Origin of the sequence: Actinomyces sp. oral taxon 175 str. F0384 (assembly GCF_000223355.1) — a bacterium.
GTDB classification, from domain to species: domain Bacteria; phylum Actinomycetota; class Actinomycetes; order Actinomycetales; family Actinomycetaceae; genus Actinomyces; species Actinomyces oris.
On the sequence record NZ_AFUR01000002.1, the window covers coordinates 15,116 to 39,706 of the forward strand.

Annotated in this window: 20 protein-coding genes and 1 pseudogene; 9 read left to right on the forward strand and 12 right to left on the reverse strand. The window is 70.9% G+C overall.

Annotated elements, in window-relative coordinates:
• Position 1: 1 nt before the first annotated feature.
• From HMPREF9058_RS13380 to recR, 3 genes are read left to right on the forward strand one after another with little or no spacing between them, the layout of a single operon-like run.
• Positions 2-2,329, forward strand: a complete 2,328-nt coding sequence (locus tag HMPREF9058_RS13380) for a DNA polymerase III subunit gamma and tau (RefSeq protein ID WP_009747662.1) — start codon at positions 2-4, stop codon at positions 2,327-2,329.
• Complete coding sequence (locus tag HMPREF9058_RS13605) at positions 2,322-3,722, forward strand: hypothetical protein (protein ID WP_175284701.1); 1,401 nt, start codon at positions 2,322-2,324, stop codon at positions 3,720-3,722. The genes HMPREF9058_RS13380 and HMPREF9058_RS13605 overlap by 8 nt, the downstream gene beginning before the upstream one ends.
• A gap of 1 nt (position 3,723) precedes the next feature.
• A complete protein-coding gene (gene recR / locus HMPREF9058_RS06925; RefSeq protein WP_003788101.1) occupies positions 3,724-4,332 on the forward strand; it encodes a recombination mediator RecR in 609 nt (202 codons plus the stop codon).
• 104 nt (positions 4,333-4,436) lie between these two features.
• On the opposite strand, the gene HMPREF9058_RS06930 is transcribed toward recR, so the two are convergent.
• From HMPREF9058_RS06930 to HMPREF9058_RS06940, 3 genes are all read right to left on the reverse strand, one after another.
• Complete coding sequence (locus HMPREF9058_RS06930) at positions 4,437-5,525, reverse strand: ABC transporter permease (protein WP_009406627.1); 1,089 nt, start codon at positions 5,523-5,525, stop codon at positions 4,437-4,439.
• The gene (locus tag HMPREF9058_RS06935; protein ID WP_009747692.1) at positions 5,522-6,466 is read right to left on the reverse strand and encodes an ABC transporter ATP-binding protein; all 945 of its coding nucleotides are present in this window, start codon (positions 6,464-6,466) and stop codon (positions 5,522-5,524) included. Before HMPREF9058_RS06935 ends, HMPREF9058_RS06930 begins: the two co-directional genes overlap by 4 nt.
• A gap of 317 nt (positions 6,467-6,783) precedes the next feature.
• Positions 6,784-8,208 carry an ATP-binding protein gene (locus HMPREF9058_RS06940; RefSeq protein WP_009406636.1) on the reverse strand — a complete coding sequence of 475 codons (1,425 nt, stop codon included), beginning with the start codon at positions 8,206-8,208 and terminating at the stop codon, positions 6,784-6,786.
• Between the two features lie 342 nt (positions 8,209-8,550).
• Here HMPREF9058_RS06940 and HMPREF9058_RS06945 point away from each other — a divergent pair, with 342 nt between their 5' ends.
• The 4 genes from HMPREF9058_RS06945 (at position 8,551) to HMPREF9058_RS06960 (ending at position 11,914) form a co-directional block, all read left to right on the forward strand.
• Entirely contained in the window at positions 8,551-10,074 is a 1,524-nt protein-coding gene (locus HMPREF9058_RS06945; RefSeq protein ID WP_009747705.1) for an aspartate kinase, read from the forward strand.
• Complete coding sequence (locus HMPREF9058_RS06950; RefSeq protein ID WP_043537881.1) at positions 10,071-11,150, forward strand: aspartate-semialdehyde dehydrogenase; 1,080 nt, start codon at positions 10,071-10,073, stop codon at positions 11,148-11,150. The genes HMPREF9058_RS06945 and HMPREF9058_RS06950 overlap by 4 nt, the downstream gene beginning before the upstream one ends.
• A gap of 167 nt (positions 11,151-11,317) precedes the next feature.
• The gene (locus tag HMPREF9058_RS06955) at positions 11,318-11,590 is read left to right on the forward strand and encodes a type II toxin-antitoxin system ParD family antitoxin (protein ID WP_003788084.1); all 273 of its coding nucleotides are present in this window, start codon (positions 11,318-11,320) and stop codon (positions 11,588-11,590) included.
• 21 nt (positions 11,591-11,611) lie between these two features.
• Entirely contained in the window at positions 11,612-11,914 is a 303-nt protein-coding gene (locus HMPREF9058_RS06960) for a type II toxin-antitoxin system RelE/ParE family toxin (RefSeq protein ID WP_232211353.1), read from the forward strand.
• A gap of 160 nt (positions 11,915-12,074) precedes the next feature.
• On the opposite strand, the gene HMPREF9058_RS06965 is transcribed toward HMPREF9058_RS06960, so the two are convergent.
• From HMPREF9058_RS06965 to HMPREF9058_RS06985, 5 genes are all read right to left on the reverse strand, one after another.
• Complete coding sequence (locus HMPREF9058_RS06965; protein WP_009747683.1) at positions 12,075-12,827, reverse strand: potassium channel family protein; 753 nt, start codon at positions 12,825-12,827, stop codon at positions 12,075-12,077.
• A gap of 42 nt (positions 12,828-12,869) precedes the next feature.
• Positions 12,870-13,664, reverse strand: a complete 795-nt coding sequence (locus HMPREF9058_RS06970; RefSeq protein WP_009747669.1) for a hypothetical protein — start codon at positions 13,662-13,664, stop codon at positions 12,870-12,872.
• Positions 13,665-13,674: 10 nt separating this feature from the next.
• The gene (locus HMPREF9058_RS06975; RefSeq protein WP_009406643.1) at positions 13,675-14,457 is read right to left on the reverse strand and encodes a hypothetical protein; all 783 of its coding nucleotides are present in this window, start codon (positions 14,455-14,457) and stop codon (positions 13,675-13,677) included.
• Between the two features lie 430 nt (positions 14,458-14,887).
• A complete protein-coding gene (locus HMPREF9058_RS06980) occupies positions 14,888-16,078 on the reverse strand; it encodes a Fic family protein (RefSeq protein WP_009406654.1) in 1,191 nt (396 codons plus the stop codon).
• Between the two features lie 311 nt (positions 16,079-16,389).
• Positions 16,390-17,385: a hypothetical protein gene (locus HMPREF9058_RS06985; protein ID WP_009406596.1), complete on the reverse strand. Its 996-nt coding sequence runs from the start codon at positions 17,383-17,385 to the stop codon at positions 16,390-16,392.
• A 378-nt stretch (positions 17,386-17,763) separates the two neighbouring features.
• Here HMPREF9058_RS06985 and HMPREF9058_RS06990 point away from each other — a divergent pair, with 378 nt between their 5' ends.
• The gene (locus HMPREF9058_RS06990) at positions 17,764-18,144 is read left to right on the forward strand and encodes a co-chaperone YbbN (protein ID WP_009406633.1); all 381 of its coding nucleotides are present in this window, start codon (positions 17,764-17,766) and stop codon (positions 18,142-18,144) included.
• 139 nt (positions 18,145-18,283) lie between these two features.
• Positions 18,284-19,225 (forward strand): macro domain-containing protein, encoded by a 942-nt coding sequence (locus HMPREF9058_RS06995; protein WP_020992009.1) that lies wholly within the window; start codon positions 18,284-18,286, stop codon positions 19,223-19,225.
• Positions 19,226-19,293: 68 nt separating this feature from the next.
• On the opposite strand, the gene HMPREF9058_RS07000 is transcribed toward HMPREF9058_RS06995, so the two are convergent.
• The 4 genes and pseudogenes from HMPREF9058_RS07000 to HMPREF9058_RS12790 form a co-directional block, all read right to left on the reverse strand.
• Positions 19,294-20,742 carry a glutamate-1-semialdehyde 2,1-aminomutase gene (locus HMPREF9058_RS07000; protein WP_043537904.1) on the reverse strand — a complete coding sequence of 483 codons (1,449 nt, stop codon included), beginning with the start codon at positions 20,740-20,742 and terminating at the stop codon, positions 19,294-19,296.
• A gap of 108 nt (positions 20,743-20,850) precedes the next feature.
• A pseudogene (gene hemB, locus HMPREF9058_RS07005) lies at positions 20,851-21,899 on the reverse strand (porphobilinogen synthase).
• A 308-nt stretch (positions 21,900-22,207) separates the two neighbouring features.
• Positions 22,208-23,161 carry a uroporphyrinogen-III synthase gene (locus tag HMPREF9058_RS07010; protein WP_009747699.1) on the reverse strand — a complete coding sequence of 318 codons (954 nt, stop codon included), beginning with the start codon at positions 23,159-23,161 and terminating at the stop codon, positions 22,208-22,210.
• 4 nt (positions 23,162-23,165) lie between these two features.
• Entirely contained in the window at positions 23,166-24,521 is a 1,356-nt protein-coding gene (locus HMPREF9058_RS12790; RefSeq protein ID WP_009747664.1) for a hydroxymethylbilane synthase, read from the reverse strand.
• Positions 24,522-24,591: the final 70 nt, after the last annotated feature.

Consider the following 24,591-nt stretch of genomic DNA (forward strand, 5'->3'; position numbering starts at 1 on the left):
CGTGACCACCGCTCTGTACCGCCGCTACCGCCCCGACACCTTCCAGGAGGTCATCGGGCAGGACCACGTCACCGCTCCGCTCATGGCGGCGCTGCGGGCCGACCGCGTCACCCACGCCTACCTCTTCTCCGGCCCGCGCGGCTGTGGCAAGACGACGTCGGCGCGCATCCTGGCCCGCTGCCTCAACTGCGCCCAGGCCCCCACCGACACCCCCTGCGGCACCTGCCCCTCCTGCCGGGACCTGGCCACCGGCGGCCCTGGCAGCCTCGACGTCGTCGAGATCGACGCCGCCAGCCACAACGGCGTCGACGACGCTCGCGACTTGCGCGAGCGCGCCGCCTTCGCACCGGCCCGCGACCGCTACAAGATCTTCATCCTCGACGAGGCCCACATGGTGACCGCGCAGGGCTTCAACGCGCTGCTCAAGCTCGTCGAGGAGCCGCCGGCGCACGTGAAGTTCATCTTCGCCACCACCGAGCCGGAGAAGGTCATCGGCACCATCCGCTCGCGCACCCATCACTACCCCTTCCGTCTCGTCCCGCCCGACGTCCTCGAGGGCTACCTCGGTCATCTGTGCCAGGCCGAGGGCGTCGAGATCGGCCCCGGCGTCTTCCCCCTCGTGGTGCGCGCCGGCGGCGGCTCCGTGCGCGACACCCTTTCCGTCATGGACCAGCTCATCGGCGGGGCGCACGACGGCGGCGTCGACTACCAGCGGGCCGTTGCCCTGCTGGGCTACACCGACACCACCATGCTCGACCAGTGCGTCGACGCCATCGCGGCCTCCGACGGCGCCGGCGTCTTCCGAGTGGTGGACCGGGTCGTCTCCTCCGGGCACGACCCCCGTCGTTTCGTCGAGGACCTGCTGGCCCGGCTGCGCGACCTGCTCGTCATCGCCCTGGCCGGTTCCGAGGCCGGCGCGGCGCTGGGCTCCCTGCCGGTCGACGAGCTCGAACGCATGGATCTCCAGGCCCGCACCATGGGGGCCGCTGCTCTCTCCCGGGCCGCTGATACCACCGCCCAGGCCCTGACCGCCATGGTCGGCGCCACCTCCCCGCGTCTCCAGCTCGAGCTGCTCGTGGCCCGCCTGCTCATCCCCGCCGGAGGTGCTGCCAGAGGTGGTGGCGTTGCGGCCGGGGGTGCGGGCGGGCCTGCTGGGAGCGCCGGACCGATGGCCTCGCCCGCCCCCGGTGGTGCGGGCGTCGGCGCGGGCACTGGAGCGGCCGGAAGTAGCGCCGGTGTCGTGCCCGCCGGGTCGGGACGCGAGATGGCCGCCCAGATCGCCCGCCAGGCCTCCGCAGAGGCCGCCGGCCGGCGTGGAGGCCAGCGGCCCGAGAACGCCGGAGGACCGGAGAGAGTCGGGAGCCCGGCGCCCACCGCCCCTGGGGCTCCCCACTCCGACGCCGGTTGGGGGGCGGCCCCTGCCGCGCCCTCAGCGCCTGCCGCGGGTCCGACGTCGACCGCACCGGCCTCACAGGCGGGCCCCGCCGTCAGCTGGGACGGCCCGAATGACGGCGCCGCCGCCTCGCCGGGGCCTTCCGCACCCTCGGCCGCGGCGGCCTCACGGCCGGCCGAGCAGCCCTCGCGCGCAGCCGCCCCGAGCGCGCCCGCCGCTCCCTGGCCCCCGCTGCCCAGGGAAGCGCCGTTGGGGGGCAGCCCCTGCTGCGGCCTCAGCACCCGTCGCCCAGGGCGGTGTCGCTGCTGGCAGCCCGGGCGGGGGCGAGGCGGCCGACGCGGAGATGATCCGCACCCGCTGGGAGGAGGTCCTCGAGGCGGCCAAGCGCTCGCGGCGCGCCACCTGGGCGCTGGTCGGCCCCAACTCCCGACCGGGCACCGTCTCCGGCGGCGTCTTCACGCTCCTGTTCGCCGCCCCCGGCCTCGTGGGCGCCTTCGAGAACGGCGGGCACGGCCCTATCTTCTCCGCGGCCCTCCATCAGGCCCTGGGCCTGCGCCTCGAGGTGCACGCCATCGTTGCCGGCGACGACGGCCCGGGTGGCTCAGGTGGCCCCGGTGGCCCTGGCGGCTCAGGCGGCCCGCGTGGACCGCAAGGACCGGGCGGATCCGGGGCTGCCCCCTCCGGAGCGGAGACGGCACACACCCCTGGCCCCAGCGTCAGCTCCGCCGTCGGCCACGACGCCGGTCACGGCGGGCCGCAGGGCTTCGACGGTGGCGGCGCCCCCGATGCAGGCCCGAGCGGGCCCGGACCACAGGCCGGCGCCTTCGACTCGGCGGGCTCGGCCGCCAGCAGCGTGGCGCAGGATGTCAACGGCGCTGGGACGCACACCGGCGGCCAAGGCCCGGCCGAAGCACCGGCCCCGGCCGTCGTGAGTAGCGCCGGTGGCTCTGGCCCCGGCGTCGACAGTGCCGTGCTGCACGGCTCCACCGGTGAACCAGTCGCCGCATCCGCTCCCGACCCCCAGGCGCTTGCCACCCACAACCCCACCAGCGCTGTCCACGACGCCGGCCGCCCCGCGCAGTCGCCCGCTGCTGCGTCGGCACGGCCCACCGACGTCGAGCCTGCCGACCGCCCCGGCGCGCACCGTCCCGTCTCCACCACCTGGGACGACGGCTCCCCGATCCCCGAACCCCCGCCCGAGGACGACTGGGGTGCCGATCCCTACGCCGAGGACTCCGGCTACGTCAGTGGGGCTCTCAGTGTCGATGAGCCCAGCGGCTCTGCTGGGCACTCCGCCGCTCCAGCCCCGGCCGCCGTCGCCCAGGAGGCCGCGACCTCGCCCGAGCCGCAGCCGGCCCAGGTCGGCGTCGATCCCGCCGCCCCCACCGAGTTCCAGGCGGTCTCCCCAGCATCCCCGGCCGCCTCCACGTCCCCGGCGCCCACCGCTGCTCCCATGGAGCCGCCGGCATCCCCCGCTTCCGCGAACCCCTCCGATCCCGACGACGGCTGGGGGCCCGTCGCGATCCCCGGCGGGGGCTCGGCCCCGGCCCCGGTCTCCGCGCCCGCCGGCGGCGGCACCGATCTGGACGACGGTTGGGGCCCGGTCGCCGTCCCCGGCGGCGGAACTGTGCCCGCCCAGTCGGCATCCGCCTCCGCGCCCTCGTCCCCGCCGCCCGGGCCCTCCTCAGGCGCAGGCTCAGGATTGCCTGCATCCCCCGCGCCCACCGACCCCCAGTCCGCTCCGGCCCCCACCTCGGCCCCAGCTGCCTCCGCCTCACCCGCCCAGTCCCGCTCCGCCCCCGCCGCGCAGGCGCCCGACGAGGCGCCCCTGGCCACCGTCCACCGTCTGCGCGCCCTGCCGGAGATTCCCGGCGGGGCCGCGTCCGCTCCGGCGGCCTCCCAGTCCTTCCAGCAGACGTCCTCCTCCCCGTCCCCGCAGGCGCCCGGGGCCGGCAGCGCGTCACACGCCCCCGGCTCCTCGGAGACCACCGCAGGATCCCCCGGCCTGGCCCCTGTCACCTGGGAGGGGACGGCGTCGAGCCCCTTCAGCCCGGGCCCGCCCCCCGAGGAGCCCAGCGCCTCGAGCGCCCCACCCGAGGACGAGTCCACCTGGGCGCCGTCGGGCATCGCCGGCTCACGCCTGGCCGCCGCCATGGCCGCCGCTCGCGCCGCCGCCCAGGAGGCCGACACCGACTCCCTGGCCGACGACACCCCCAGCGAGGACGACCCCGACGCCGAGGACGCCGGCGTCGTCGGGCTCGAGGTCGTCAAACGGATCCTTGGCGCCCAGGTCATCGAAGAGGTCACCGTGACCCAGGAAGGACGCTGACATGCCCGCCGTCTACGAAGGCGCCGTCCAGGACCTCATCGACGAGTTCGGCGAGCTGCCCGGTATCGGCCCCAAGTCCGCCCAGCGCATGGCCTTTCACGTGCTCGCCGCCGACGCGGCCGCCGTCGAGCGCCTCATCGAGGCCCTGCGCGCCGTCAAGGCCAAGGTCCGCTTCTGCGAGACCTGCGGCAACATCGCCGAGGCCCCCCAGTGCGCCATCTGCCGCGACCCGCGCCGCGACCAGCGCGTCATCTGCGTCGTCGAGGAGCCCAAGGACGTCGTCGCCATCGAGCGCACCCGCGAGTACCGGGGGCTCTACCACGTGCTCGGCGGCGCCATCGACCCCATCAACGGCGTCGGCCCTGACGACCTGCGCGTGCGCGAGCTCTTCAGCCGCCTGGGAGACGGCGAGGTCGAGGAGGTCATCCTGGCCACCGACCCCGACGTCGTCGGCGAGGCGACCGCCGCCTACCTCACCCGCATGCTGCGCACCATGGCCGTGCCAGTCTCCCGGCTCGCCTCCGGCCTGCCCGTGGGCGCCGACCTGGAGTACGCCGACGAGGTCACCCTCGGGCGGGCCTTCGAGGGCCGACGCCGCGTCGAGGACTGACCGCCCCCTGCGCTTCTCGCCGCGAGCCGGGCATCTTTCACCGCCGCCAACAGAGTGTCGGGAGGGCTGCGCGAAGAATGCCCGGCCGGCTCAGGGCGGGAGGGTCAGGCCAGGCGCACGCCGCGCGGCAGTCGGCCGGCCGGGACGCGCAGACGTCTGCTGGCCGTCACCACGCCGCCGGCCCCCAGAGCCATGAGCACCACGAGGCTCGCGGGCCAGAAGACCAGGTGCTTGGCCACGGGAGCCTCGCTGTCGCGCCTGCTGGAAGAATCGTCGGAGGAGTCCTTCCGGTTCTTACAGAAGTTGCTGACGACCCGATCGGGCTTGGGGTCGCGCAGCTCGTCGGTCCACGAACCCGTGGCCTCCAGCGGGGAGTAGCTGCTGCGGTGGCCCCAGCCGTCGAGCCGACGGGGCGCGTGGGCGGTGGCGTCCCCCAGGATGATGAAGGGGTTGGGGGCCAGCAGCCACCAGATCCGATCGGTGTGGGTGACCTCCTCGACGGAGACCTCGGGGTCGGTCTTGCACACGAGCGTGCCGTTGGTGGATTTGTCGTAGTCCAGGCTGTAGGTCACCAGTGTCTGGTTGCCGACCGCCAGGGGTGAGCTGATGGCCATGAACAGTGGAGTCCCGACGACGAGGGCGGCCACCACGAGGTAGGTCAGGACCGCCGAGGCCGAGGGCCGCGCCGCCAGCGCCGAGAAGCCAAGGCCGATGGCGCACACCGCCCCCAGGGTGAAGACGAGGATGACCAGGTGGGCGAGGAGGGCCTGCCAGTGCGAACCGCCCGCGACCGTCAAGCCGATGAGGAAGGGCACCGCCACCCCCAGGAAGGCGATCGCGGCCACCCAGGCCGCCAGCAGCTTGCCGACGACGATCTCCTGGCTGCGCAGTGCCGTGGCCTGCAGCAGTGCCAGGGTTGCGTCGGCCCGGTCACCGTTGATGGAGGTCGCCGACAAGGTGGGGGCGACGATGAGCCCGATCCCCAGCACGAAGCAGACGACGATGTCGTAGAGCGTCAGAAGAAAGTCGTTGGACGGGCCTGTGGAGCTCGTGGTCTCGACGGCGATCACCAGCCCGCCGCACAGGACGATGAGGACCGTCAGCCAGATCCCCAGCATGATGCGCCAGCGCGTGGCCCTCACCCGCTGACGCAGCTCGAGCACCATGATGGTGCGCACACCGGTCCAGGTCATCGGCGTTCTCCTTCCAGAGCCAGGTAGGTCTCCTCCAGGGTTCCGGACAGCGGGGCGAAGGAGACGACCTCCACCCCGGCCTCAACGGCCCCTCGCAGCAGGCGGGCCGCGGCTGCGTCGTCGGCGACCGGGAGTCGCACGGCGCCGTCCTCCTCCGCCGTGACGGGCAGCTGCGCGGAGCGTGTCCACTGGCCCAGTCGTTCGGCGTCCAGGGCCCGCATCCGCCAGGTCCGCTGCATCGGGAGCGGGGCCGGCGCGCCCGAGCCCGCCTGGCCGGGCGCCGGGCCCCACCCCGCCGGCGAGGTGACGGCGGTCCCGTGGGACATGAAGACGACGCCGTCGACCATCTCCTCCATCTCCGTGAGGATGTGGCTGGAGAGCAGGATCGTGGTGCCGCCCGAGGCCAGGTCGCGCAGCAGGACGCGCAGGTCGGCGCGCGAACGCGGGTCCATGCCGGCGGCCGGCTCGTCCAGGAGCAGGACCTTGGGGGCGTGGATGAGGGCGCGGGCCAGGCCCAGGCGCTGCTTCTGGCCGCGGGACAGGACCCGGGCGGGTGTGCGCGCCATCTCCTCGAGGTGGACCAGGGAGAGCATCTCGACGGCTCGGGGGCGGGCGGCGTCGGCGTCCATGCCCTGGGCGGCGGCGAAGGTCAGGAGGATCTCGGTGCAGGTCAGGGAGTCCCAGGTGCCGAAGGCGTCGGGCATCCAGCCCACGGCGCGGTGGACCTCGCGCGGCTGGGTCACCGGGTCCAGGCCCGCCACCCGGATCGTCCCGTGGTCCGGGGCCAGGAGGGCCGCAAGCATGAGCAGCAGTGTGGTCTTGCCGGCGCCGTTGGGGCCGACCAGGCCGGTGACGGCGCCGCTGGGCACCGACATGTCCAGCTGGTGCACCGCCGGCGCCCGGCCGAAGAAGCGGGTGAGCTGGGAGACTTCAATGCTCATACGGCCAGGCTACGTCGTCGGCGCGGGGCCGGTGGGTGGAAGCCGGGCCCGCCTCACGTCGACACTTCGACCAAAACTTCAGAAACGACGCGGCTCCGGGTCGATTCTGAAGATTCGGTCGAAGTGTGGTCCGGCGGCTGTTGAGAGAGCTTCGAGTAGCGTTCGAGTAGGTTGGCAGTAGCGCCGTTCGAGGCGAGTTGTTCCTTGTCATCCCAACGTTCTGCAGGTTCACATTGCTACTCTCAATATTTTAGAGTAGATGTCAGTGGGTGGCCGGAGGACTCTGCTGCGGGCAGTGAGGCGGCAGAGGCGGGGGATCAGGTGCCGGGTACGTACCATGTGGCTCGCGGGTCTCGAGGTGACTGTCCTCTTCGCTCCACCAGTCCCTCTTCGCGCAGCGTCTTGAGCCACCGCAGGACCGTAGGGCGGGATGCGTTGACGCCCGACACGATCTCCCCCGTGCCCAATGGCCCGGTGCTTCGCAGGAGCGTGACGACCGCGAGCGAGCCGTGAGGCAGTCTCTCAATGACGTCGCTCGAGATGGCCGACGTCGCATCCAGCCTCACGATGACGCTAGTTGAGGTCTGACGATAGTGAGGGTCCGCGAGACCGGCTTGGCGCATGTCGTCAACCATGCGCCTAATGCCCTCGCCGAGCTCCTGCGTGATCCCGAGGTCCGCGCACACCCTGGCGATGCGCGGGTTGCGTGCGTATCGCGCGATCTCGAGTGGGCGACTCGGATCGCTCATCCCGGGAAAACGGCCCGGACTGGAAACCTCGATACGGTGGGGGAAGATCGACACACGGATGTGGTCCCCGGCCATCGAGTAAGAGCGGTGGACGACGGCGTTCACCACGGCCTCCAGCCAGGCGTCCCGGGGGATGATGTCCGTCGGGCCGAAGGTCCCCTCGTTCTTCAGAGCCCTGCGCTTAGGGGCCCACTGATCGATGAGCTCAGCTGCTCTGGCGATGACGTCTGGGATGGTGCCCTCGAGGCGTCGATCGCCGTCGGCCTCCATGGTTTGGCGTGCTCCGGTGCCTGTCTCGTCCTCTCGGTAGCGTAGGACGCGCACCAGTGCCTGCGGCAGAAGCTGCTCGGGTGCAGCGCCGAAGAGCAGGAGTGCGGCGATGGTGGGCTTGCCGTCCTGTGCCAGGAGGCTGCGGCTGCGTAGGACGTGGCTGTCGTCTCCGTGTGCGCCGATCTCCGCTCGTAGTCGATCGATTGCCTTTCCGCTCAGGTCAGCCATCGTGATACCGGCGGGCTGGGCCTCATATGTCTCGGCCTCCCGGTCGTAGACGAGCTCTTCCCACATCGGGCCGTCAAGTTTCACGGTGGAGTCGCCCATGCGCAGGAAGGCTGTTCCGTCACTGCGCCGGTGTGCGTGTCGGCTGGGAGGTACCTGGGCGACGAGAAGATGGTCTTGCGTGCCGTCGTCGTTCATCACCGGGACCTCCCGGAAGTGGACGCGCAGTGGTGGAGCCGCCATGGTCATCGGTACCTGGCGAAGCCTGTTGGTTTGAGAGGGTGTGGAGTCGGTCCCCTCGACTCGCTTCTCGCTCAAGCCGACGACGACGGTTCCACCTTCCGCGTTCGCCATCCCGATGATGGCCTTGGCGAAGCTCTTCTGGTCAACACGGATGGATTTGCGTTCGAACCACTGGTTCTCCTGCGTCTGAGCCAGTCGCTCGCCGCGTTCGTTGATGGGGAGGTTGAGTAGCGCATCGATGTCGTCGTGGCCCATGTGTCTACTCTAACATTTTTAGAGTATGTAAGAGTGGGCGTGAGTGGGGTGGCTCTCGGGCCCGCCTCACGTCGACACTTCGACCAAAACTTCAGAAACGACGCGGCTCCGGGTCGATTCTGAAGATTCTGTCGAAGTGTGGTCGCAGGGCGTGCAGGGCGAGGGCTGCGGGCCGCGTGATGTGCAGGCAACACGGCGCACCGTATGCTTGACCCCAGCCACGTCGTCGTGGGCGCCGCACGGCGACGGCTCCACCCCCGGAAGCCCCTGCCAGGACGCCCGCACCGGCGCGGAGCACCTGATGCTAGACACGCACTGATTCCAGGACCCGAGGAGCGCCTTATGGCACTGGTCGTCCAGAAGTACGGCGGCTCGTCCGTCAGCGACGTCGACGCGATGCGGCGCGTCGCCCGGCGCATCGTCGCCACCCGCGAGGCCGGTAACACGGTCGTCGTCGTCGTCTCCGCGATGGGGGATACGACCGACGAGCTCCTCGACCAGGCCGCCGCCCTGACCACCGACGCCCCCGCCCGCGAGATGGACATCCTGCTGTCCGCCGGTGAGCGCATCTCCGTGGCCCTGCTCGCCATGGCCGTCTCCGAGCTCGGCGTCCCGGCGCGCGCCTACACCGGCGCCCAGGCCGGCGTCCTCACCGACTCCAAGTACGGCAAGGCCTCCATCGTCGGCGTGCTGCCCGAGCGTGTGGCCCGCTCCATCCAGACCGGCTCGGTCGCCATCGTCGCCGGCTTCCAGGGCATCAACGAGGTTGAGGACACCACCACCCTGGGGCGCGGCGGCTCCGACACGACCGCGGTCGCCCTGGCCGCCGCCCTCAACGCCGACGTCTGCGAGATCTACACCGACGTCGACGGCCTGTTCACCGCCGACCCCCGCATCGTCCCCACCGCCAAGCGCATCGAGTCCCTCTCCAGCGAGGAGACCCTGGAGCTGGCCGCCCACGGCGCCAAGATCCTCCACCTGCGCGCCGTGGAGTACGCCCGCCGCTTCGGGGTGCCCCTGCACGTGCGCTCCTCCTTCTCCGACAAGACCGGGACCTGGATCTACGACGGCCGCCGCGAGGGCGCCTTCGTGCCCTCGGTCGTGGCCGCCCAGCTCGACGACGTCGTTGCCGCCGACACCGACAGCGCCCCCAGTGCCGCGAGCCCGGCCGCCCCGCAGGCCGCCGATGAGGCCCAGGAAGCCGCCCCGGCCGTCCCGACCTCGCCCTCAGACCCCGCCGGGCTCGACGAGGGGCCCTCGGCCTCCGTCGTCGACACCGCGCACCGCAATGCCATCGCCGCGCGGGCCCAGGCCCGCCCCCGCCCGACCGCCAAGGAGGACCACGTGGAAGCCCCCGTCATCTCCGGAATCGCCCACGACCGCAGCCAGGACAAGATCACGCTCGTGGGCGTGCCCGACGTCCCCGGCGCCGCCGCCCGCATCTTCGCGATCGTGGCCGGCACCGACGCCAACATCGACATGATCGTCCAGGACGTCTCCGCCGAGGGGACGGGCCTGACCAACATCTCCTTCACCTGCCCCGACGGCGACTCCGCCGCCGCTCGCGAGGCCCTCGAGGCCGCCCGCGAGGAGCTGGGCTTCCGAAGCCTGCACTTCAACCCTGACATCGGCATCCTGTCCCTGGTGGGGGCCGGAATGCGTTCCAACCCGGGGGTCTCGGCGCGCCTGTTCGGCTCGCTGAGTGAGGCCGGGGTCAACATTCACATGATCTCCACCTCCGAGATCCGCATCTCGGTGGTGGTCGACGACGCCGTACTCGACGAGGCCGTGCGCGCCGTCCACTCCGCCTTCGGCCTCGACGCCCAGGCCGCCGAGGCGGTCGTCTACGGAGGGACCGGACGATGAGCAATCCCGTGAACACCTACACCGGAGTGGCCGACGGCGTCTGCGTCGCCGTCGTGGGGGCCACCGGCCAGGTCGGCCGCGTCATGCGCGCCATGCTGGCCGAGCGCGACTTCCCCGCCCGCTCGGTGCGCTTCTTCTCCTCGGCCCGCAGCGCCGGGACCGTCGTGGACTTCCGCGGCGCCCAGGTCGAGGTTGAGGACGTCGCCACCGCGGACCTGGCCGGCATCGACGTCGCCATCTTCTCCGCTGGGGGCGCGGCCTCGCGCGAGCACGCCCCCCGTTTCGCGGCGGCCGGGGCCGTCGTCGTCGACAACTCCTCGGCCTGGCGCAAGGACCCCGAGGTGCCGCTCGTGGTCAGCGAGGTCAACCCGCACGCGCTGCGCGAGCGCCCCAAGGGCATCATCGCCAACCCCAACTGCACCACCATGGCGGCCATGCCTGCCCTCAAGGTGCTGCACGAGGAGGCCGGGCTCATCCGCCTCATCGTCTCCACCTACCAGGCCGTCTCCGGATCGGGTCGGGCCGGGGTGGCCGAGCTGGCCGGGCAGGTGCGCGCCGTCGTGAACGAGGACATGGAGGGCCTGGCCCTGGACGGGCGGGCCGTCGAGTTCCCCGCGCCGGAGGTCTACGTCGACACCATCGCCTTCAACGCCGTGGCCTGGGCCGGGAACGACGCCGGTGACGGCTCCGGTGAGACCGACGAGGAGCAGAAGCTGCGCAACGAGTCCCGCAAGATCCTGGGGATCCCGGACCTGCTGGTCTCCGGCACCTGCGTGCGCATCCCGGTGTTCTCCGGCCACGGGCTCAGCATCAACGCCGAGTTCGAGCGCGAGATCAGCGTCGAGCGCGCCCGCGAGCTGCTGGAGGCGGCTCCCGGCGTCACCTACGACGACGTGCCCAGCCCCCTCAAGGGCGCCGGCCGCGACGGCACCTTCGTGGGGCGCCTGCGCGCCGACCAGGCCTTCGCGCCGGGCCACGGCCTGCAGTTCTTCGCCGTGGGGGACAACCTGCGCAAGGGCGCGGCCCTCAACGCCGTCGAGCTCGCCGAGCTGGTGGCCGCCGAGCTGCGGGGCTGACTGGGTCCTCTCTTTCGCCGAGCCGGGCACTTTTCGCGTGAGGCGACCGTTATGCGGTCGGGCTGCGCGAGACGTGCCCGGCTCGGTGTCTGCGCGGTCAGTGTGGCCGCCGATCTTCCCAGGAGCCCGGTGTAGAGTCCCGTCCATCAGAGGAGAGGAGGTGTCCTGTGAGCAGACAAGTGAGTGTCACTCTGCCAACTCATCTGGCGGACGAGTTGGAGCAGCGCGTCGCATCGGGTGCTTACACCGACCGCAGTGAGGCAGTCACTGATGGACTCCGGGAGCTGTTCGCCCGTGAGGAGGCCGTTGATGCCTGGCTGCGCGGCGATGTGGCGCCGGCGTATGACGAGCTGAGGGCTGATCCCTCGTTGGCCCTGAATGCCTCGCAGGTGCGTGCCCACATCGCGGCCCATCACTCCCGCCGGACCTCCGAGGCGTGAGGGCGATCTGTGACCCGGCGTGTGGGATACTCTCCGCAGGCGCAGCGTCATCTGACCGATCTCTACGACTGGATCGCACACGAGTCGGGCTTCCCTGATCGCGCCGAGGCCTACGTGACCGCGCTGATGGACCGGTGCGATGCGTTGGCCGACTTCCCAATGGTTGGTCGCGCTCGCGACGACATCCGCCCCGGCCTGCGCACCATCGGGTTTCGCCGACGTGCTGTCATCGCTTTCGCCATCACCGATGAGATGATTGAGATCATCGGCGTCTACTACGGCGGGCGCGACTATGGTCCGCTTCTGCGTGCCGACGATGAATGACTGAGCTTGCGAATCTGTGTGCGGCGTAGCCCTCCGCGCCGAGCCGGGCATCTTTCGCGTAGCCGGACAGAAATTCTGTTGTCCTCCGCGAGAGATGCCCGGCTCGGTTCGGTGTCTGCGCGGTCAGTGGGGCCGACGTCGGACCGGGGGAGGCCCACCGTCAGCGTCCCAAGTCGCGTTCCGCCAGAAGACGGTCGATGCGCTCGCTCAGCTCGCTGACCTGCTGCTGCAGGGCTGCCACCTGCGCCTGCGTGGCAGCCTCCTGCTCGGCGTTCTCCTCCTCGACCAGCGAGACGATCCACGAGGCGAGGGTCGCGGTGACGACGCCGGCGAGTGCCACCCCACCGATCATGAGCAGCGCTGCGATGAAGCGCCCCTGCGTGGAGAGCGGGAAGGTGTCGCCGTAGCCGACGGTGGTGATCGTCGTCAGCGCCCACCACAGGGCCTGGCCGAAGGACTGGATCGAGGAGCCCGGCTCATGACGCTCCGCATCCAGCACGGCCAGTGCCGAGGTGAAGATGAGCAGGGCGGCACTGCCGGCCGTGTACAGGGTGATGCGTCCGCGCAGCGCGGTGCCGGCGCTGCGCTGCATGATGCTCACGAGCGTCACCAGGCGCAGGAGCCTGAGCGGCCGCAGTATCGGCAGGACAATGATCGCCAGGTCGGGCAGGTGGCGGAGGAACCAGCGGCCCCGGTTCGGCGCCAGGACCAGGCGGACAAGATAGTCGAGGCCGAACAGTGCCCACACGGCGCCGATCACGAGCTCGGCCGTCTCCTTGGCTGCGCCTTGCGCGTTGGTGAGTACCTCCCAGGCATAGGCGCCCAGGAAGACGACGGCGGCACCGGCCAGCGGCCACTCCGCGGCCCGCTCCCACGCCCGCAGCCGAGTGCCCGGGCTGATTTCAGACGGCATGGACCGATAGTAGACGGCGCTGGGGAGAAGACTGTGTTGCCCTCACCGGTGGGGCATTTCTGCGAGGCCGGGGCCGTCGACGCCGACGTCGCCGGTGCTGGTGTCGGAATCCTCGGTCTCCTGCGCTGGGAGATCGTGAAGGACGAACAGAGGGCTGATGCTCACCAGCACAAGGATAAACAGGATGGAAACGGTGCCGGTGGTGGGAAACGCGCTGTAATCGTTGACGCCGTGAAACCAGACGATGGCAGCCAGGCAGATGGTCGTCGCCGTCGGGGAGATGGCGGCCAACAGGGTAATGAATACCCCCGCGGCGAACCAGAAGAGCAGGGAGCCCTCACTGGTGGCAGTGTCGGCGTGCTCGACGTGGATGAACTGTGGGTTTGAGGGCCTAAAAAGAACGAGGATGGTGCTGATTCCGACGATCGCCTCAGTGAGTCGTGCGGGGTGGAGGATGTACCTCCATCCGGATACCTGCGAGAGGGTCGAGCGTACGTGCTTTCTGGCGACGAAGGCGAGCGCCGCTCCCAGGAGCAGGCCGGCGGTGAACCACAGAGGCCTGGCGGCGTGTTCGAAGTCCCCGTACGTGCCTCTGTGGGAATGCGCCAGGAGGCTCAGGATCAGCAGGGTCGTTCCTGAAGCCCCCAGGCTGGGCGGATGATTCCATATCGCCAGAGGGAAAATAAACAGGATCGAGGCGAGGATGAGCGGACTCTCAACCTTGGAAAGATCTGTCAGGCGCGCATCCGAGGGTAGGGCGAACATCGAGTTGAGGATCACTGTGAGCGCCACGGCGATGGGTGCACGTAACTGCTGAAAAGAGATTTCATTATTCATGAGTATCCTCTTAGTGTGATGAAGTGTGAGATTCTGTGGATTGGCTCGACGTGATTGGTCGTGGCTTCTTGTAGTGGTACATGGTGAGCAGTCCTGCTGTGGCGGAGATGGCGAGAAGAGGGATGGGGAGAATGTCGGCCAGGTAGGTACCCGCCGCCTCTGCGTTGTCGAAGGTGTAGTAGCGGATAAGGGTGACGACCAGATAGATCGGGGGAATGAAGGGCGATAGTCCGGCAAATGCAGTCATCGCGAAACCGCAGAGGAATGTGATAATAGACATGCTGGTCTGTCCGGGTGTCGCCCATAAGCGAGAGGGTGAGGTGCTCACGAGTGGTGCGGATGCCAGGAGGCTGGCAAGTACTGCGACCGCGATTCTCCCGAGGAGCTGGTCCGTGATGCTGAGAGTTGAGTGATGCTTGCTCGTGCGGCTGATGGTGGTGCATGTTGCCGCGGCCGATCCGCACATGATTCCAGCCAGGATCCACAGGATGGGAGAGATCTCCGAGAGGGTGCTCCGTCTATGTTCACTGTCTGCTGGCATGATCTCACCCACGAGGGCGGCGACAGTGAATACTGCGCTTGTCGCCCCTTGTGCTTGCGGGGAATTGTAGGTGACCACCCCTGAGGAGACTATCCAGAAAACAACGGCGGATAATGCGTTGAATGAGTCGATTGAAAATGATGTGGAGTCGGGGTCGAGGCTATGCAGTTCCGTGAGTGCGATGATGGCGAAGGCGCTGAGCGCAACTGCTACCGGCGCCTGCAGTGGTCGGAACGGTTGGATCTCATTCATGTGGCGATGCTGCTCTTCTCAAGGGTTGGGAGGTGCCCGGCGTGTTGCCGGGGTGCGGCGGCACCGTGGCTCGATCTGGGTGGTGCGTCGTCGGGAAGTGTAGTGAAGAAAATTGTCCGTGTCGGCGGTTGGAGTCCGCCGAATAGTGGAAAACGATGGCGCCGGGCCGGTTGCCCGTGTCAGCGCACGAGTGGGCAGGGCCCTGTGGTGTGGCGGCAGGCGTCGTAGGGCCGGTGGGTATCACCCGCACATGGGGTCACTCTCCCGGAGTGGGGGCGTTCTACGCCGTCGGGGACATTTCTGCGCGGCCGGGGGCAGTCCGCGCGCCCGGGGGCCGGAATCCTGTCCCCGGACGCGTCGGGTGTCCCCGTCCGGAGCGGTGTGCACCCGGTCGCGTGGAATGTCCCCGGCCGCAAGAGGTGGGGCGGGCTCAGGCGAGCAGGACCTTCAGGACGGCAGGGGCGGCGAAGCGGCGAGGCTGCGAGCCGGTCTCGACGACGTCGAGCACCCCGATGTCAGCCAGCTGGGCAACCAGGCCGTTGGCTCGCCCGTACGAGATGCCGAGGGCCGCCTCGACCTTGCGTACCGTGAAGCTCGGATTCGCGACCGCGAAGTCGACAAGGTCAAGAGCGTGCGCGGACCGCAGGCTGGAGGTGCGCACCGTCTCCTTGAGGCTCTGGTGCGCAGCGGACAGGGCGAGCATCTGGTGGCGCGTGCTGGTGGCCGCCGCGGCCAGTCCCTGGGAGAAGAAGGTCAGGAAGGTGTCCCAGTCGCCGTGGGTGCTGACTCGCAGCAACGAGTCGTAGTACTCGGCGCGGCGCTCCTCGAACCACGGCGAGACCGTCAGCGTGGGTTCGCTGAGAACACCCGAGCTCAGGAGGGTGAGCACGATGAGGAACCGCCCCAGGCGCCCGTTGCCGTCCCGGAAGGGGTGAAGGGTCTCGAACTGGTAGTGGGCCATGCCCGCGGCGATGATCGGGTCGATGTCTCCCTCGTGGTCCCGATGCAGCCAGTCGACGAGGGCACGCATGCCGGCGCGAAGAGGATCCCCGGGCGGTACGGGAACGAATCGGGACGCATGGATCGGGGTCGTGCTGTGCGCACCGGTGCGGTGGCCGATCATGACCTGGGTGTCGCGCAGGCGACCTGAAGCGGGCTCCAGGGGAGTGCCCCGCATGAGCTCGCCCTGAAGGTCTTCGACGAGCGACAGGGTGATGGGACGCCCCTCCTGCGCCCACAGGAAACCGCTGTTGGCCATGCGGACGTAGTTGAGGATCTCCGTCATCTCGGCGGTCGCGGGGGCGTCGTCGTCGGCGGTGAGCACCTCGCGCAGGGGGGCGTATGTGCCCTCCAGGGCCGACGTCGACTGAGCCTCGCGCCGTAGGGAGGGGGTTCGCAGCAGGTAGGGGTTCGGCAGCTGCTGGGCCGTGGCGTCGAGGGCGGCCAGTGCGCGCCCGGCTGCTGCCACCATCCGGTAGGTGCCTCCGCTGATGGATGGCTCATCGGAGCCGAGTGGGGTGGGGATGAAGGCCTTGTGCTGCCAGCTGCCGGTCACCGGGTCGGAGCCGGTGATGTCGACCAGTTCCCCCATGGTGTCGTCAACGAACATGCTCACGTCCATGATGTCATCCTAGTGGTGGTTGTATGACATCTAAAGAGGAAGGATTGCATACAATGTTGGATTGTTGGACATCGCGGATGGGTGTGTGTCTGGAAACGGGCATGTGTAGGGCTGTGCGCCGGTGACTGCCGCCGTGGGGTTCCGTTGTGGGCAGGGGCGTTCGACGCCGTCGGGGACATTTCTGTGCGGTCGGGGGCGTTCGACGCCGTCGGGGACCGGAATCCTGTCCCCGGACGCGCAGGATGTCCCCCTCCGGAGCGACGCGCACCCGGCCGCGTGGAATGTCCCCGGCCGCACTGTGCAGGGCTGGGTCAGGTGGTGGAGCCGCGACTCGTGGGAGGGGTGTCTTCTGTCTGGGGCGGGTCGTGACCGGGGTCCGCGTCCTGATGTGGTGGCTGGTGAGCCGGATTCGTCTCAGCCTCCGATGTCGGGGCGTCGGCCGTCTCTTCCTGCTCGACTGAGGCTCGTATCAGCTGTGCGGCCCGCCAGACCTCGTCGAGCCGGGCCTCGACCCGGGAGCGGGCGTCGTCGAGCCGTGAGGGTCTCACCGTCAGGCCGAGCCGCGGGATGATGACCGGTCGCCCCGGCTCGGCACCTCCGGCGGGTGGGGCGTAGACGGCTTGGACCTTCACGCGACCCAAGTGCACCGGGACCTCTTGGATGCTGAGGTTGCCACGGCTGGAAGGCAGGGGGAGGGAGAAGGACTTCGGGTCCGCGACCGCCACGCCGTACGTTCTCAGGCGTACCGCGCTTGCCCGCCGGCGTGCGGCAGCGCGTTTCAGTGCCACGAACAGGCCGATGTGGGCCAGGCCGAGAATCCAGGTGGCCCCCACGGCCAGATCTTGAGTGGAATCGCTGTAGATCAGGGAGTGCGGGATAGACATCATGGTGAACGGGGAGGCCGTCACCAGCATGCCCGCGAGCATCGCCCACAGCATGCCCACGGCGCGGCTGTTGGGATCCCGGGCGACATGGAGGAACCGTGCCGACGCGATATCGCGATAAGTCACTGTCGCGTCCTTGGTGAGCCACCGGTCCGTGCCCGTGAAGCAGGAGGTTGCTCCAAAGATGACGGAGGTCAGCACGAGGCTGAAAATGAGTGGTGTCGCGCCTACCGCAGTCGCGGCATTGGCTATCGACTCGTTGTCCTCCGGGTAGGCGACGGCCTCGTCCAGGGCGCCCAGGGCAAAGGCGGTCATGAGCAGGATCAACGGGTAGAGAAGCGCGATGCCGGCGGCGGCCAGGGCGCCCAGGCACCCGAGCACCTTGATGCTGGTGGTGGGGCAGGTGCGGAGGTAGATCGTCATGGGGTGCCCTCCTGAAAACTGTCGGCAGGTCGGTAGTGGCTGGCGAGTCAAGTCTGGGGGTGGCGGGTGCCTCACGCCCATGGGGACCGTTCTCCCCGGGTGGCGTTCGACGCCGGCGGGGACATTTCTGTGCGGGCGGGGGCGTTCGACGCCGTCGGGGACCGGAATCCTGTCCCCGGACGCGTCGGGTGTCCCCGGCCGGGACGGCGCGCACCCGGTCGCGTGGAATGTCCCCGGCCGCAAGAGACGGCGGCGCGGTACCGGTGCGAGGCCGGGCGGCCCCGTCACGAGGATTGCCGACCTCAGGAATAGGTTGGGCCCCGGCCGTGTTGGCCGCAGTGGAACCCATCTGTCTCCACAGTCTTGAAAGGAACACTCATGGCCACCAAGAACATCACCGGCCCCGAGTTCAAGGACACCATCCACGGCGAGGGCATCACCATCGTCGACTTCTGGGCCTCCTGGTGTGGCCCGTGCATGCGCTTCGCCCCCATCTACGAGAAGGCCTCCGAGGCAAACCCGGACATCACCTTCGCCAAGGTCGACACCGAGGCCGAGCAGGATCTGGCCGGTGCCCTGGGCATCTCCTCGATCCCCACGCTCATGGTCTTCCGCGACAACGTGCTGGTCTACCGTGAGGCCGGTGCCCTGCCCGCCCCCGCGCTGGACTCCCTCATCACGCAGGTGCGCGAGCTCGACATGGACGAGCTCAAGGCCAAGATCGCCGAGGAGGAGGCCGCCGCCGGCACTCAGGCCTGATCCGTCGCCCGCCGCGGGGCCGTCCTCTCGGTGCCCGCAGCCGTCCGACGTCGCCCGGGAACCCGCCGTTTCCGGGCGACGTCGTTGTCTGTTGCCCGGCTCGCCCACCCAAGGGCAGAACATTACGTTTTGATATCCTATGATGGCCCGCGTGAAGTTGGAGTCCCACGTCAGCCACGCTGTCAGAGCCCGATGGGCGGTCCCCGTCGGTGCCTCGGGCCGCGACGCGTTGGTGCGCCACCTCGTCTACGCCTTCCTGCGTTCTGACCCCGAGGGGGCCACGGACTGGATCGACTCGACGGTCCCCACCGACCCCGACGAGTTGCGCACCATGCTCGACTTCCTGCTCACCGCTCGCCCCCCGGCGCCCCTTCCCGAGGACATCGCCGCCGACCTCGACACCCTCCTGGAGGCCGAGGCCGCCGAGCGCGGCATGGTCGACGCCACCGAGATTCCGCCCCTGGCCATCACCGATCACGTTCCCGGCCTGCTGGGCCGCAACGTGGCCTTCTGGCGCGGCGACCTCACCCGGCTGCGCGCCGGCGCCGTCCTCAATGCCGCCAACTCCGGGATGCTCGGCTGCTTCGCCCCCGGGCACCGCTGCATCGACAACATCATCCACGCCGTCGCCGGGCCGGCCCTGCGCGCCGAGTGCGCCCGCTACATGACCTGGGCCGAGACCTTCGACCCCACCCGTCGCCAGGGCGGGGAGCCCGCCGGCCGGGCCGTCTTCACCGGCGGCTACCACCTGCCGGCCCAGCACGTCATCCACTCGGTGGGGCCCGTCATCGAGGACGGGCGCAAGCCGACCCTGCGTGACCGGCGCCTGCTGTCCTCGTGCTACACGAGCGTCCTCAACGTCGCGCACGCCGCGGGGCTGGGCAGCGTCGGCCTGTGCTCGCTGTCCACCGGCGTCTTCGGCTACCCCAAGCGGCAGGCCGCCCTGGTGACGTTGGAGACGATCGGCCGCTGGCTGGCGGCCCACCCCGACTCCCGGATGCGCATCGTCATCAGCCTCAACGCCGACGTCGATGTCGCCGCCTACGAAGCCGCCCTCGCCCCGCCGCCCTGGCGGCCGTAAGGGGTGGGGCTCGCGGTCCCCGTCAGCTCGCTTGGGGGCGGGTGTACTGCTCTGAGGGCGGGGGCTGTCTAGCTCGCCTGGGCCCGGGCCGCGGCACGGGCGGCCGCCGGGGCCGCGGCCGCAATCGCCTCCAGCTCCGCCTCGCCGTGCGCGGCCGAGACGAACCAGGCCTCGAAGACCGACGGCGGCAGGCCCACCCCCGCCTCGAGGAAGGCGTGGAAGAAGGGCCCGTAGCGCCAGGTCTCCTGGGCGCGAGCGGCCTCGTAGTCGCTCACGCCCTGCTCGGCGGCCCGCTGCCCGAACATGAAGGAGAACAGCGAGCCCGCCCGCTGTACGCGGTGGGGCACGCCCTGCTCGTTCAGGGCCGCCGAGACCACCTCGCCGATGGTCTGGGCGCGGGCGGCCACCGAGGCGTAGACGGCGTCGTCGGCCAGCTGGAGCGTGGCCAGGCCGGCCGCCGTGGCCAGCGGATTCCCCGAGAGCGTGCCCGCCTGGTAGACGGGGCCGTCCGGCGCCAGCAGGTCCATGACCTCCGTCCGCCCGCCGACGGCGGCCAGCGGCATCCCGCCGCCCACGACCTTCCCGAAGGTCACCAGGTCCGGCACCCAGGCGGCGCGCTCGCGCCAGTCGGCGCCCGGCCAGGAGGGGGCTGCGACGTCGGCGCGCTCAGTGGCCTGGCCCGGCAGGTCCGAGGTCCAGCCGTCGACGGCCTCCAGGCCCCACCAGCCGGCCGGGCCCACGCGGAAGCCGGTGAGGACCTCATCGAGGATCATGAGGGCGCCGTGCTCGGCGGTGATACGGCGGATCGCGGCATTGAAGCCGGGTGCCGGCGGCACGATCCCCATGTTGGCCGGGGCGCCCTCGGTGATGACCGCGGCGATCTCGGCGCCCCGTTCGGCGAAGCAGGCCTCCAGGGCGGCGACGTCGTTGTAAGGCAGGACGATGGTCTGGGCGGCCACCGCCGCGGGCACGCCGGCGCTGCCCGGCAGGCCGCCGGTGGCCAGGCCTGAGCCGGCCGCCGCGAGCAGGCCGTCACTGTGCCCGTGGTAGCAGCCCGCGAACTTCACCACCAGGTCGCGGCCGGTGGCGCCGCGGGCCAGGCGCACGGCCGTCATCGTCGCCTCGGTGCCGGTGGACACGAAGCGCACCTTCTGCGCGGCCGGCACTCGGCGGCGCACCTCCTCGGCCAGGAGTGTCTCTGTGGCGGTGGGGGCGCCGAAGGACAGGCCGCGGGCGGCGGCCGCTTGGACCGCGGCGACGACGCCGGGGTGGGCGTGCCCCAGCAGCGCCGGGCCCCACGAGCCCACCAGGTCCACGTAGCTGCGGCCCTCGGCGTCGGTGACGTGGGCACCGCTTGCCGAGGCGATGAACCGCGGCGTGCCACCCACTGAGCCGAAGGCGCGCACGGGGGAGTCGACGCCCCCGGGGATGACGGCGCGAGCCGCCTCGAACAGGGAGGTGTTGGTCGAGGCGGTGGCACTGGAGGGCCGGCCTGCGGGCTGCGATTGCTGAGTCACGATGTTCCTGTCGATGAACTGGTCAGGGCCGGTTCGGGAGGTGACCTCGCGCCGGCCGGAACTGATTCCCAACCTACCGGAACGATCCTGCCCTCCGTGGCTCTTGTATCAGTGCAGGGCCGGGTTCTCGGCGATCTCCCGGGCCCAGTAGGTCAGGACCATGTCGGCCCCCGCCCGCACGATGCCCAGCACCGACTCGGCGATGACGCGCTCGCGGTCGATCCACCCGCGCTGCGCGGCCGCCTCCACCATCGCGTACTCGCCGCTGACCTGGTAGGCCGCCACCGGCACCGGTGAGGCGGCGGCGACGTCGGCCAGCACGTCCAGGTAGGGGCCGGCCGGCTTGACCATGACGATGTCCGCCCCCTCGGCGACGTCGAGCATCACCTCGCGCATGCCCTCGCGGCGGTTGGCCGGATCCTGCTGGTAGGCGCGCCGGTCCCCGGTGAGCGTGGAGCCCACGGCCTCCCGGAACGGCCCGAAGTAGGCCGAGGCGTACTTCGCCGAGTAGGCCAGGATCGCGACGTCATCGTGGCCGGTGGCGTCCAGGGCGGCGCGGATCGCGGCGACCTGCCCGTCCATCATCCCCGAGGGGGAGACCATGTGCGCCCCGGCCTCCGCCTGGGAGACGGCCATCGCCTGGTAGGTGGCCAGGGTGGCGTCATTGTCGACCTCGCCGGCGCGCGGGCCCTCGGGGCGGATGAGGCCGCAGTGGCCATGGCTGGTGAACTCATCCAGGCAGGTGTCCGCGCAGACGACGACCTCGTCCCCCACCTCCGCGCGCACGGCCGCGATCCCGCGGTTGAGGATGCCGTCCTCGGCCCAGGCCGCCGTGCCGGCCTCGTCCCGGGTGGCGGGAACGCCGAACAGGTCAATGGCGCCGATGCCGGCCTCGGCGCAGGCGGCGGCCTCCCTGCGCAGCGAGTCCAGCGTGTGCTGGACGACCCCTGGCATCGCCTCCACGGGGCGGGGGTATCGATGTCCTCGCGCACGAACACCGGCAGGATGAGGGCGGCCGGGTCCACGACGTGCTCGCGCGCCAGGCGCCGCATCGCGGGAGTGGTGCGCAGGCGCCGGGGGCGGACCGTGGGGGCCTGCGGGTCGGGGACGGAGCGGCGCGACAGGAAGTCGGCGGCCGGTCGAAGGGCATCGGTCATGAGGTGCTCCTGGTGGTAGGTGGTCCGCCGCCTCGCAGGCCGTCCACAGTGTTGGAATGACTGGAACGAGGCGGATCGGGTGGGTCTGAGGAGGTTTGTGCGGGGGGCGCTTGTGTCGGGTTCAGAGGCTGCGGGGTGGTTTTGTGTCACGAATGGCGACTTTTAGTCGTGCCGAGCGGGGGTGCGGCTCCGGAGCTCATCGGAGTATCCGGCTCTGACCTGGGCGAATACCCGAGGGGTAGGTGCCCCAGGGACTGTGGCGGCGATGAAAAGTCGCCAATCGTGACACTTTCGCCGGTATGTGGCCATCACGGCGGCTCCTGAGGGGCAGGAGCGGGGCCCGTTGTGGCCCGGATGGTGTCGATGGTGGCCTGGAGGACCCCCTCGGGCGTGGGGGAGGGGGCGACGGCAGCGACCGTCAGACCGAGCTTGCGGGTGGCCGCTGCCGTGGTGGCGCCAATGGCCACCAGCCCGGTTCTCTGCGGTGGCGGGCCGAGCAGCTCCAGGACGGCCCGCGTCGTGGACGGGGCGGTGAGCACGACCGCGTCCACACCGCCAGTGGCCCACGTGCGATCCAGGTCAGGGGGCAGGTCAGGGGCGTCGGCCGTGACGGTCGTGTAGGCGGCCACCTGCTCCACCTCCCAGCCCGCTCGACGCAGGCCCTCCGCCAGTGCCGGGTCGGCCAGCGCCGAGGCCGGCAGCAGCACCCGCCGCGCAGCATTCGGGGCTGGCAGTGGGCCGGCGAGTTCTGGTTCCTTCAGGAGGGCGGTGGCCGATCCCCGGGCCACCAGGTCGGGGGCGGTCCCGGTGAGCTCGGTCCACGCACGTGCCGTCGCCGGGCCGACGACAGCCACCCGCAGCGGTGGGATGGCTGGGGTGCTGGCGCTGTCGTGGGGGGCGGGAGTACCGGGTTCCTGGTGGAGCCCGTGCCTCCAGATCGCCGAGCCGACTCCGGCTTCCGCAAGCAGGTACGGCACCAGCGCCTCCACGGTTCGGGCCGAGGTGAGTACCAGCCAGGCCGCCTCGCCCGCCACGATCCTGCGCGCAGTCGCCTCCAGCGCCGCTGCTTCACCCGGAACCGTCCGCGTCACGGCGGCGCGCAGCACCATCGCCCCGGCCCGCTCCAGCGCCGAGGCGATGCGGTCGCGCTCCTTGAGGCGCGGCAGCAGAACCACCCGCCCCGACAGCGGCGCCCCGCCGCCCTCCCGGGGCAGGCCCGGCTGGCTCCCGGTCGAGTCAGTGCGTGAGGTGGACTGCGCCATGGCCTCAGTCCCGCCGGGGCTTGTTGGCGTGCAGGTCGACGATCTGGTCGGCGCCGTCCTCCAACAGGACCTCGGCCGCCCTGACCCCCAGCGCCTCGGCCGCCCGAACCGCCGCCGTGTCCCCGGGAGTCCTCGGCCCCCCAGTGGCCTCGGGCAGCTCAGTGCTCAGCTCGCAGCCGACCTCCTGGCCACCATCGAGCGAGGTGACCACCGCCCGCAGCACGAGCACCCGCGGCGAGCGGCGTGAGACCTCCGAACCCTGCGGCCCCGCCGCTCCGGCCGGCTCCGTCCCCCCGCGCTCATCGCCCCGATCCGCGGCGACGACTGGCCGCGGGCCGCCACTCGCCGCCCCGGCATCCTGCCCAGTCCCGGCGCCCTGCCTGGTCCTGGTCGCGGCGGTGTCATTGCCGCCGAACTCCTCGTTCCACCCGGTTCCGTGTTCGGCGTGCTCCTCCCGCGGCTCCTGACCGCCGCCCCGCAGGTGTGCCCAGGCCCCCACCGGCGCCGCGCAGCCCGCCCCGAGCCGGGCCATGAGCGCCCGCTCGGCCGTCACCGCCAGGCGCGTGGGCTCATCGTCGAGCGCCGCCACCGCTCGGGCCAGCTCCGCGGAGTCCTCGTCGGCTCGCGCCTCCACGGCGAGGGCCCCCTGGGCCGGAGCGGGCAGCATCGTCTCCAGGTCCAGGACCTCGCTCGCACAGTGCTCCAGACCCAGACGCCGCAGCCCCGACAGGGCCAGGACCACCGCGTCCAGGTCGCCGGCGGCATCGGCTCGGCTCGGCGCCACCGGCTCATCAGTCCCGACGCCGACCACCTCCAGGCCTCGCACCCGCGCCAGGCGCGTGGGCACGTTGCCGCGCAGGTCCACCACCTCCAGGTCGGGGCGGGCGGCCAGCAGCTGGGCGGCCCGGCGCGGCGAGCCGGTGCCCACGCGGGCCCCCTCGGGCAGGTCGGCCAGGGTCAGGCCGTCGCGGGCGCACAGGGCGTCGCGCGGGTCCTCGCGCGGCGGCACGCAGATGACTTCCAGACCCTCGACCGGCTGCGTGGGCAGGTCCTTGAAGGAGTGGACCACCAGGTCCACCTCGCCATCCAGGAGCGCGTGACGCAGCCGGGCCGCGAAGACCCCCACCCCACCGAGCTGCCGTAGGGGCGTGCGGTCGCCGTCGCCGTCCGTACGCACGGTGACCAGGTCGATGCCCAGGCCGCCGGAACCCTCGCTGGCCTTGCCGGCCGCGGCGGCCGCACCGCCCCCGCCGGCCGCCATCAGTGCTTCGGCGACCTGCCCGGACTGGGTCAGCGCCAGGCGCGAGCCGCGCGTGCCCAGCCGAAGCCGCCGCCAGGAGCCCGTCCCCGTCGTGGTCATGCATCCCCTCCTCGTGCGCAGTTCTCAATCGTCGCGTTCGTACCGTAGGGCTCGCCTTCGTACCTTGGAA

Bases quoted from the DNA above. Each gene is read 5' to 3' on its own strand.
- recR (WP_003788101.1), top strand. From the start codon at position 3,724: ATGCCCGCCGTCTACGAAGGCGCCGTCCAGGACCTCATCGACGAGTTC.
- HMPREF9058_RS06930 (WP_009406627.1), bottom strand. From the start codon at position 5,525: ATGACCTGGACCGGTGTGCGCACCATCATGGTGCTCGAGCTGCGTCAG.
- HMPREF9058_RS06935 (WP_009747692.1), bottom strand. From the start codon at position 6,466: ATGAGCATTGAAGTCTCCCAGCTCACCCGCTTCTTCGGCCGGGCGCCG.
- HMPREF9058_RS06940 (WP_009406636.1), bottom strand. From the start codon at position 8,208: ATGGGCCACGACGACATCGATGCGCTACTCAACCTCCCCATCAACGAA.
- HMPREF9058_RS06945 (WP_009747705.1), top strand. From the start codon at position 8,551: ATGGCACTGGTCGTCCAGAAGTACGGCGGCTCGTCCGTCAGCGACGTC.
- HMPREF9058_RS06950 (WP_043537881.1), top strand. From the start codon at position 10,071: ATGAGCAATCCCGTGAACACCTACACCGGAGTGGCCGACGGCGTCTGC.
- HMPREF9058_RS06965 (WP_009747683.1), bottom strand. From the start codon at position 12,827: ATGCCGTCTGAAATCAGCCCGGGCACTCGGCTGCGGGCGTGGGAGCGG.
- HMPREF9058_RS06970 (WP_009747669.1), bottom strand. From the start codon at position 13,664: ATGAATAATGAAATCTCTTTTCAGCAGTTACGTGCACCCATCGCCGTG.
- HMPREF9058_RS06975 (WP_009406643.1), bottom strand. From the start codon at position 14,457: ATGAATGAGATCCAACCGTTCCGACCACTGCAGGCGCCGGTAGCAGTT.
- HMPREF9058_RS06980 (WP_009406654.1), bottom strand. From the start codon at position 16,078: ATGGACGTGAGCATGTTCGTTGACGACACCATGGGGGAACTGGTCGAC.
- HMPREF9058_RS06985 (WP_009406596.1), bottom strand. From the start codon at position 17,385: ATGACGATCTACCTCCGCACCTGCCCCACCACCAGCATCAAGGTGCTC.
- HMPREF9058_RS06990 (WP_009406633.1), top strand. From the start codon at position 17,764: ATGGCCACCAAGAACATCACCGGCCCCGAGTTCAAGGACACCATCCAC.
- HMPREF9058_RS06995 (WP_020992009.1), top strand. From the start codon at position 18,284: ATGATGGCCCGCGTGAAGTTGGAGTCCCACGTCAGCCACGCTGTCAGA.
- HMPREF9058_RS07010 (WP_009747699.1), bottom strand. From the start codon at position 23,161: ATGGCGCAGTCCACCTCACGCACTGACTCGACCGGGAGCCAGCCGGGC.
- HMPREF9058_RS12790 (WP_009747664.1), bottom strand. From the start codon at position 24,521: ATGACCACGACGGGGACGGGCTCCTGGCGGCGGCTTCGGCTGGGCACG.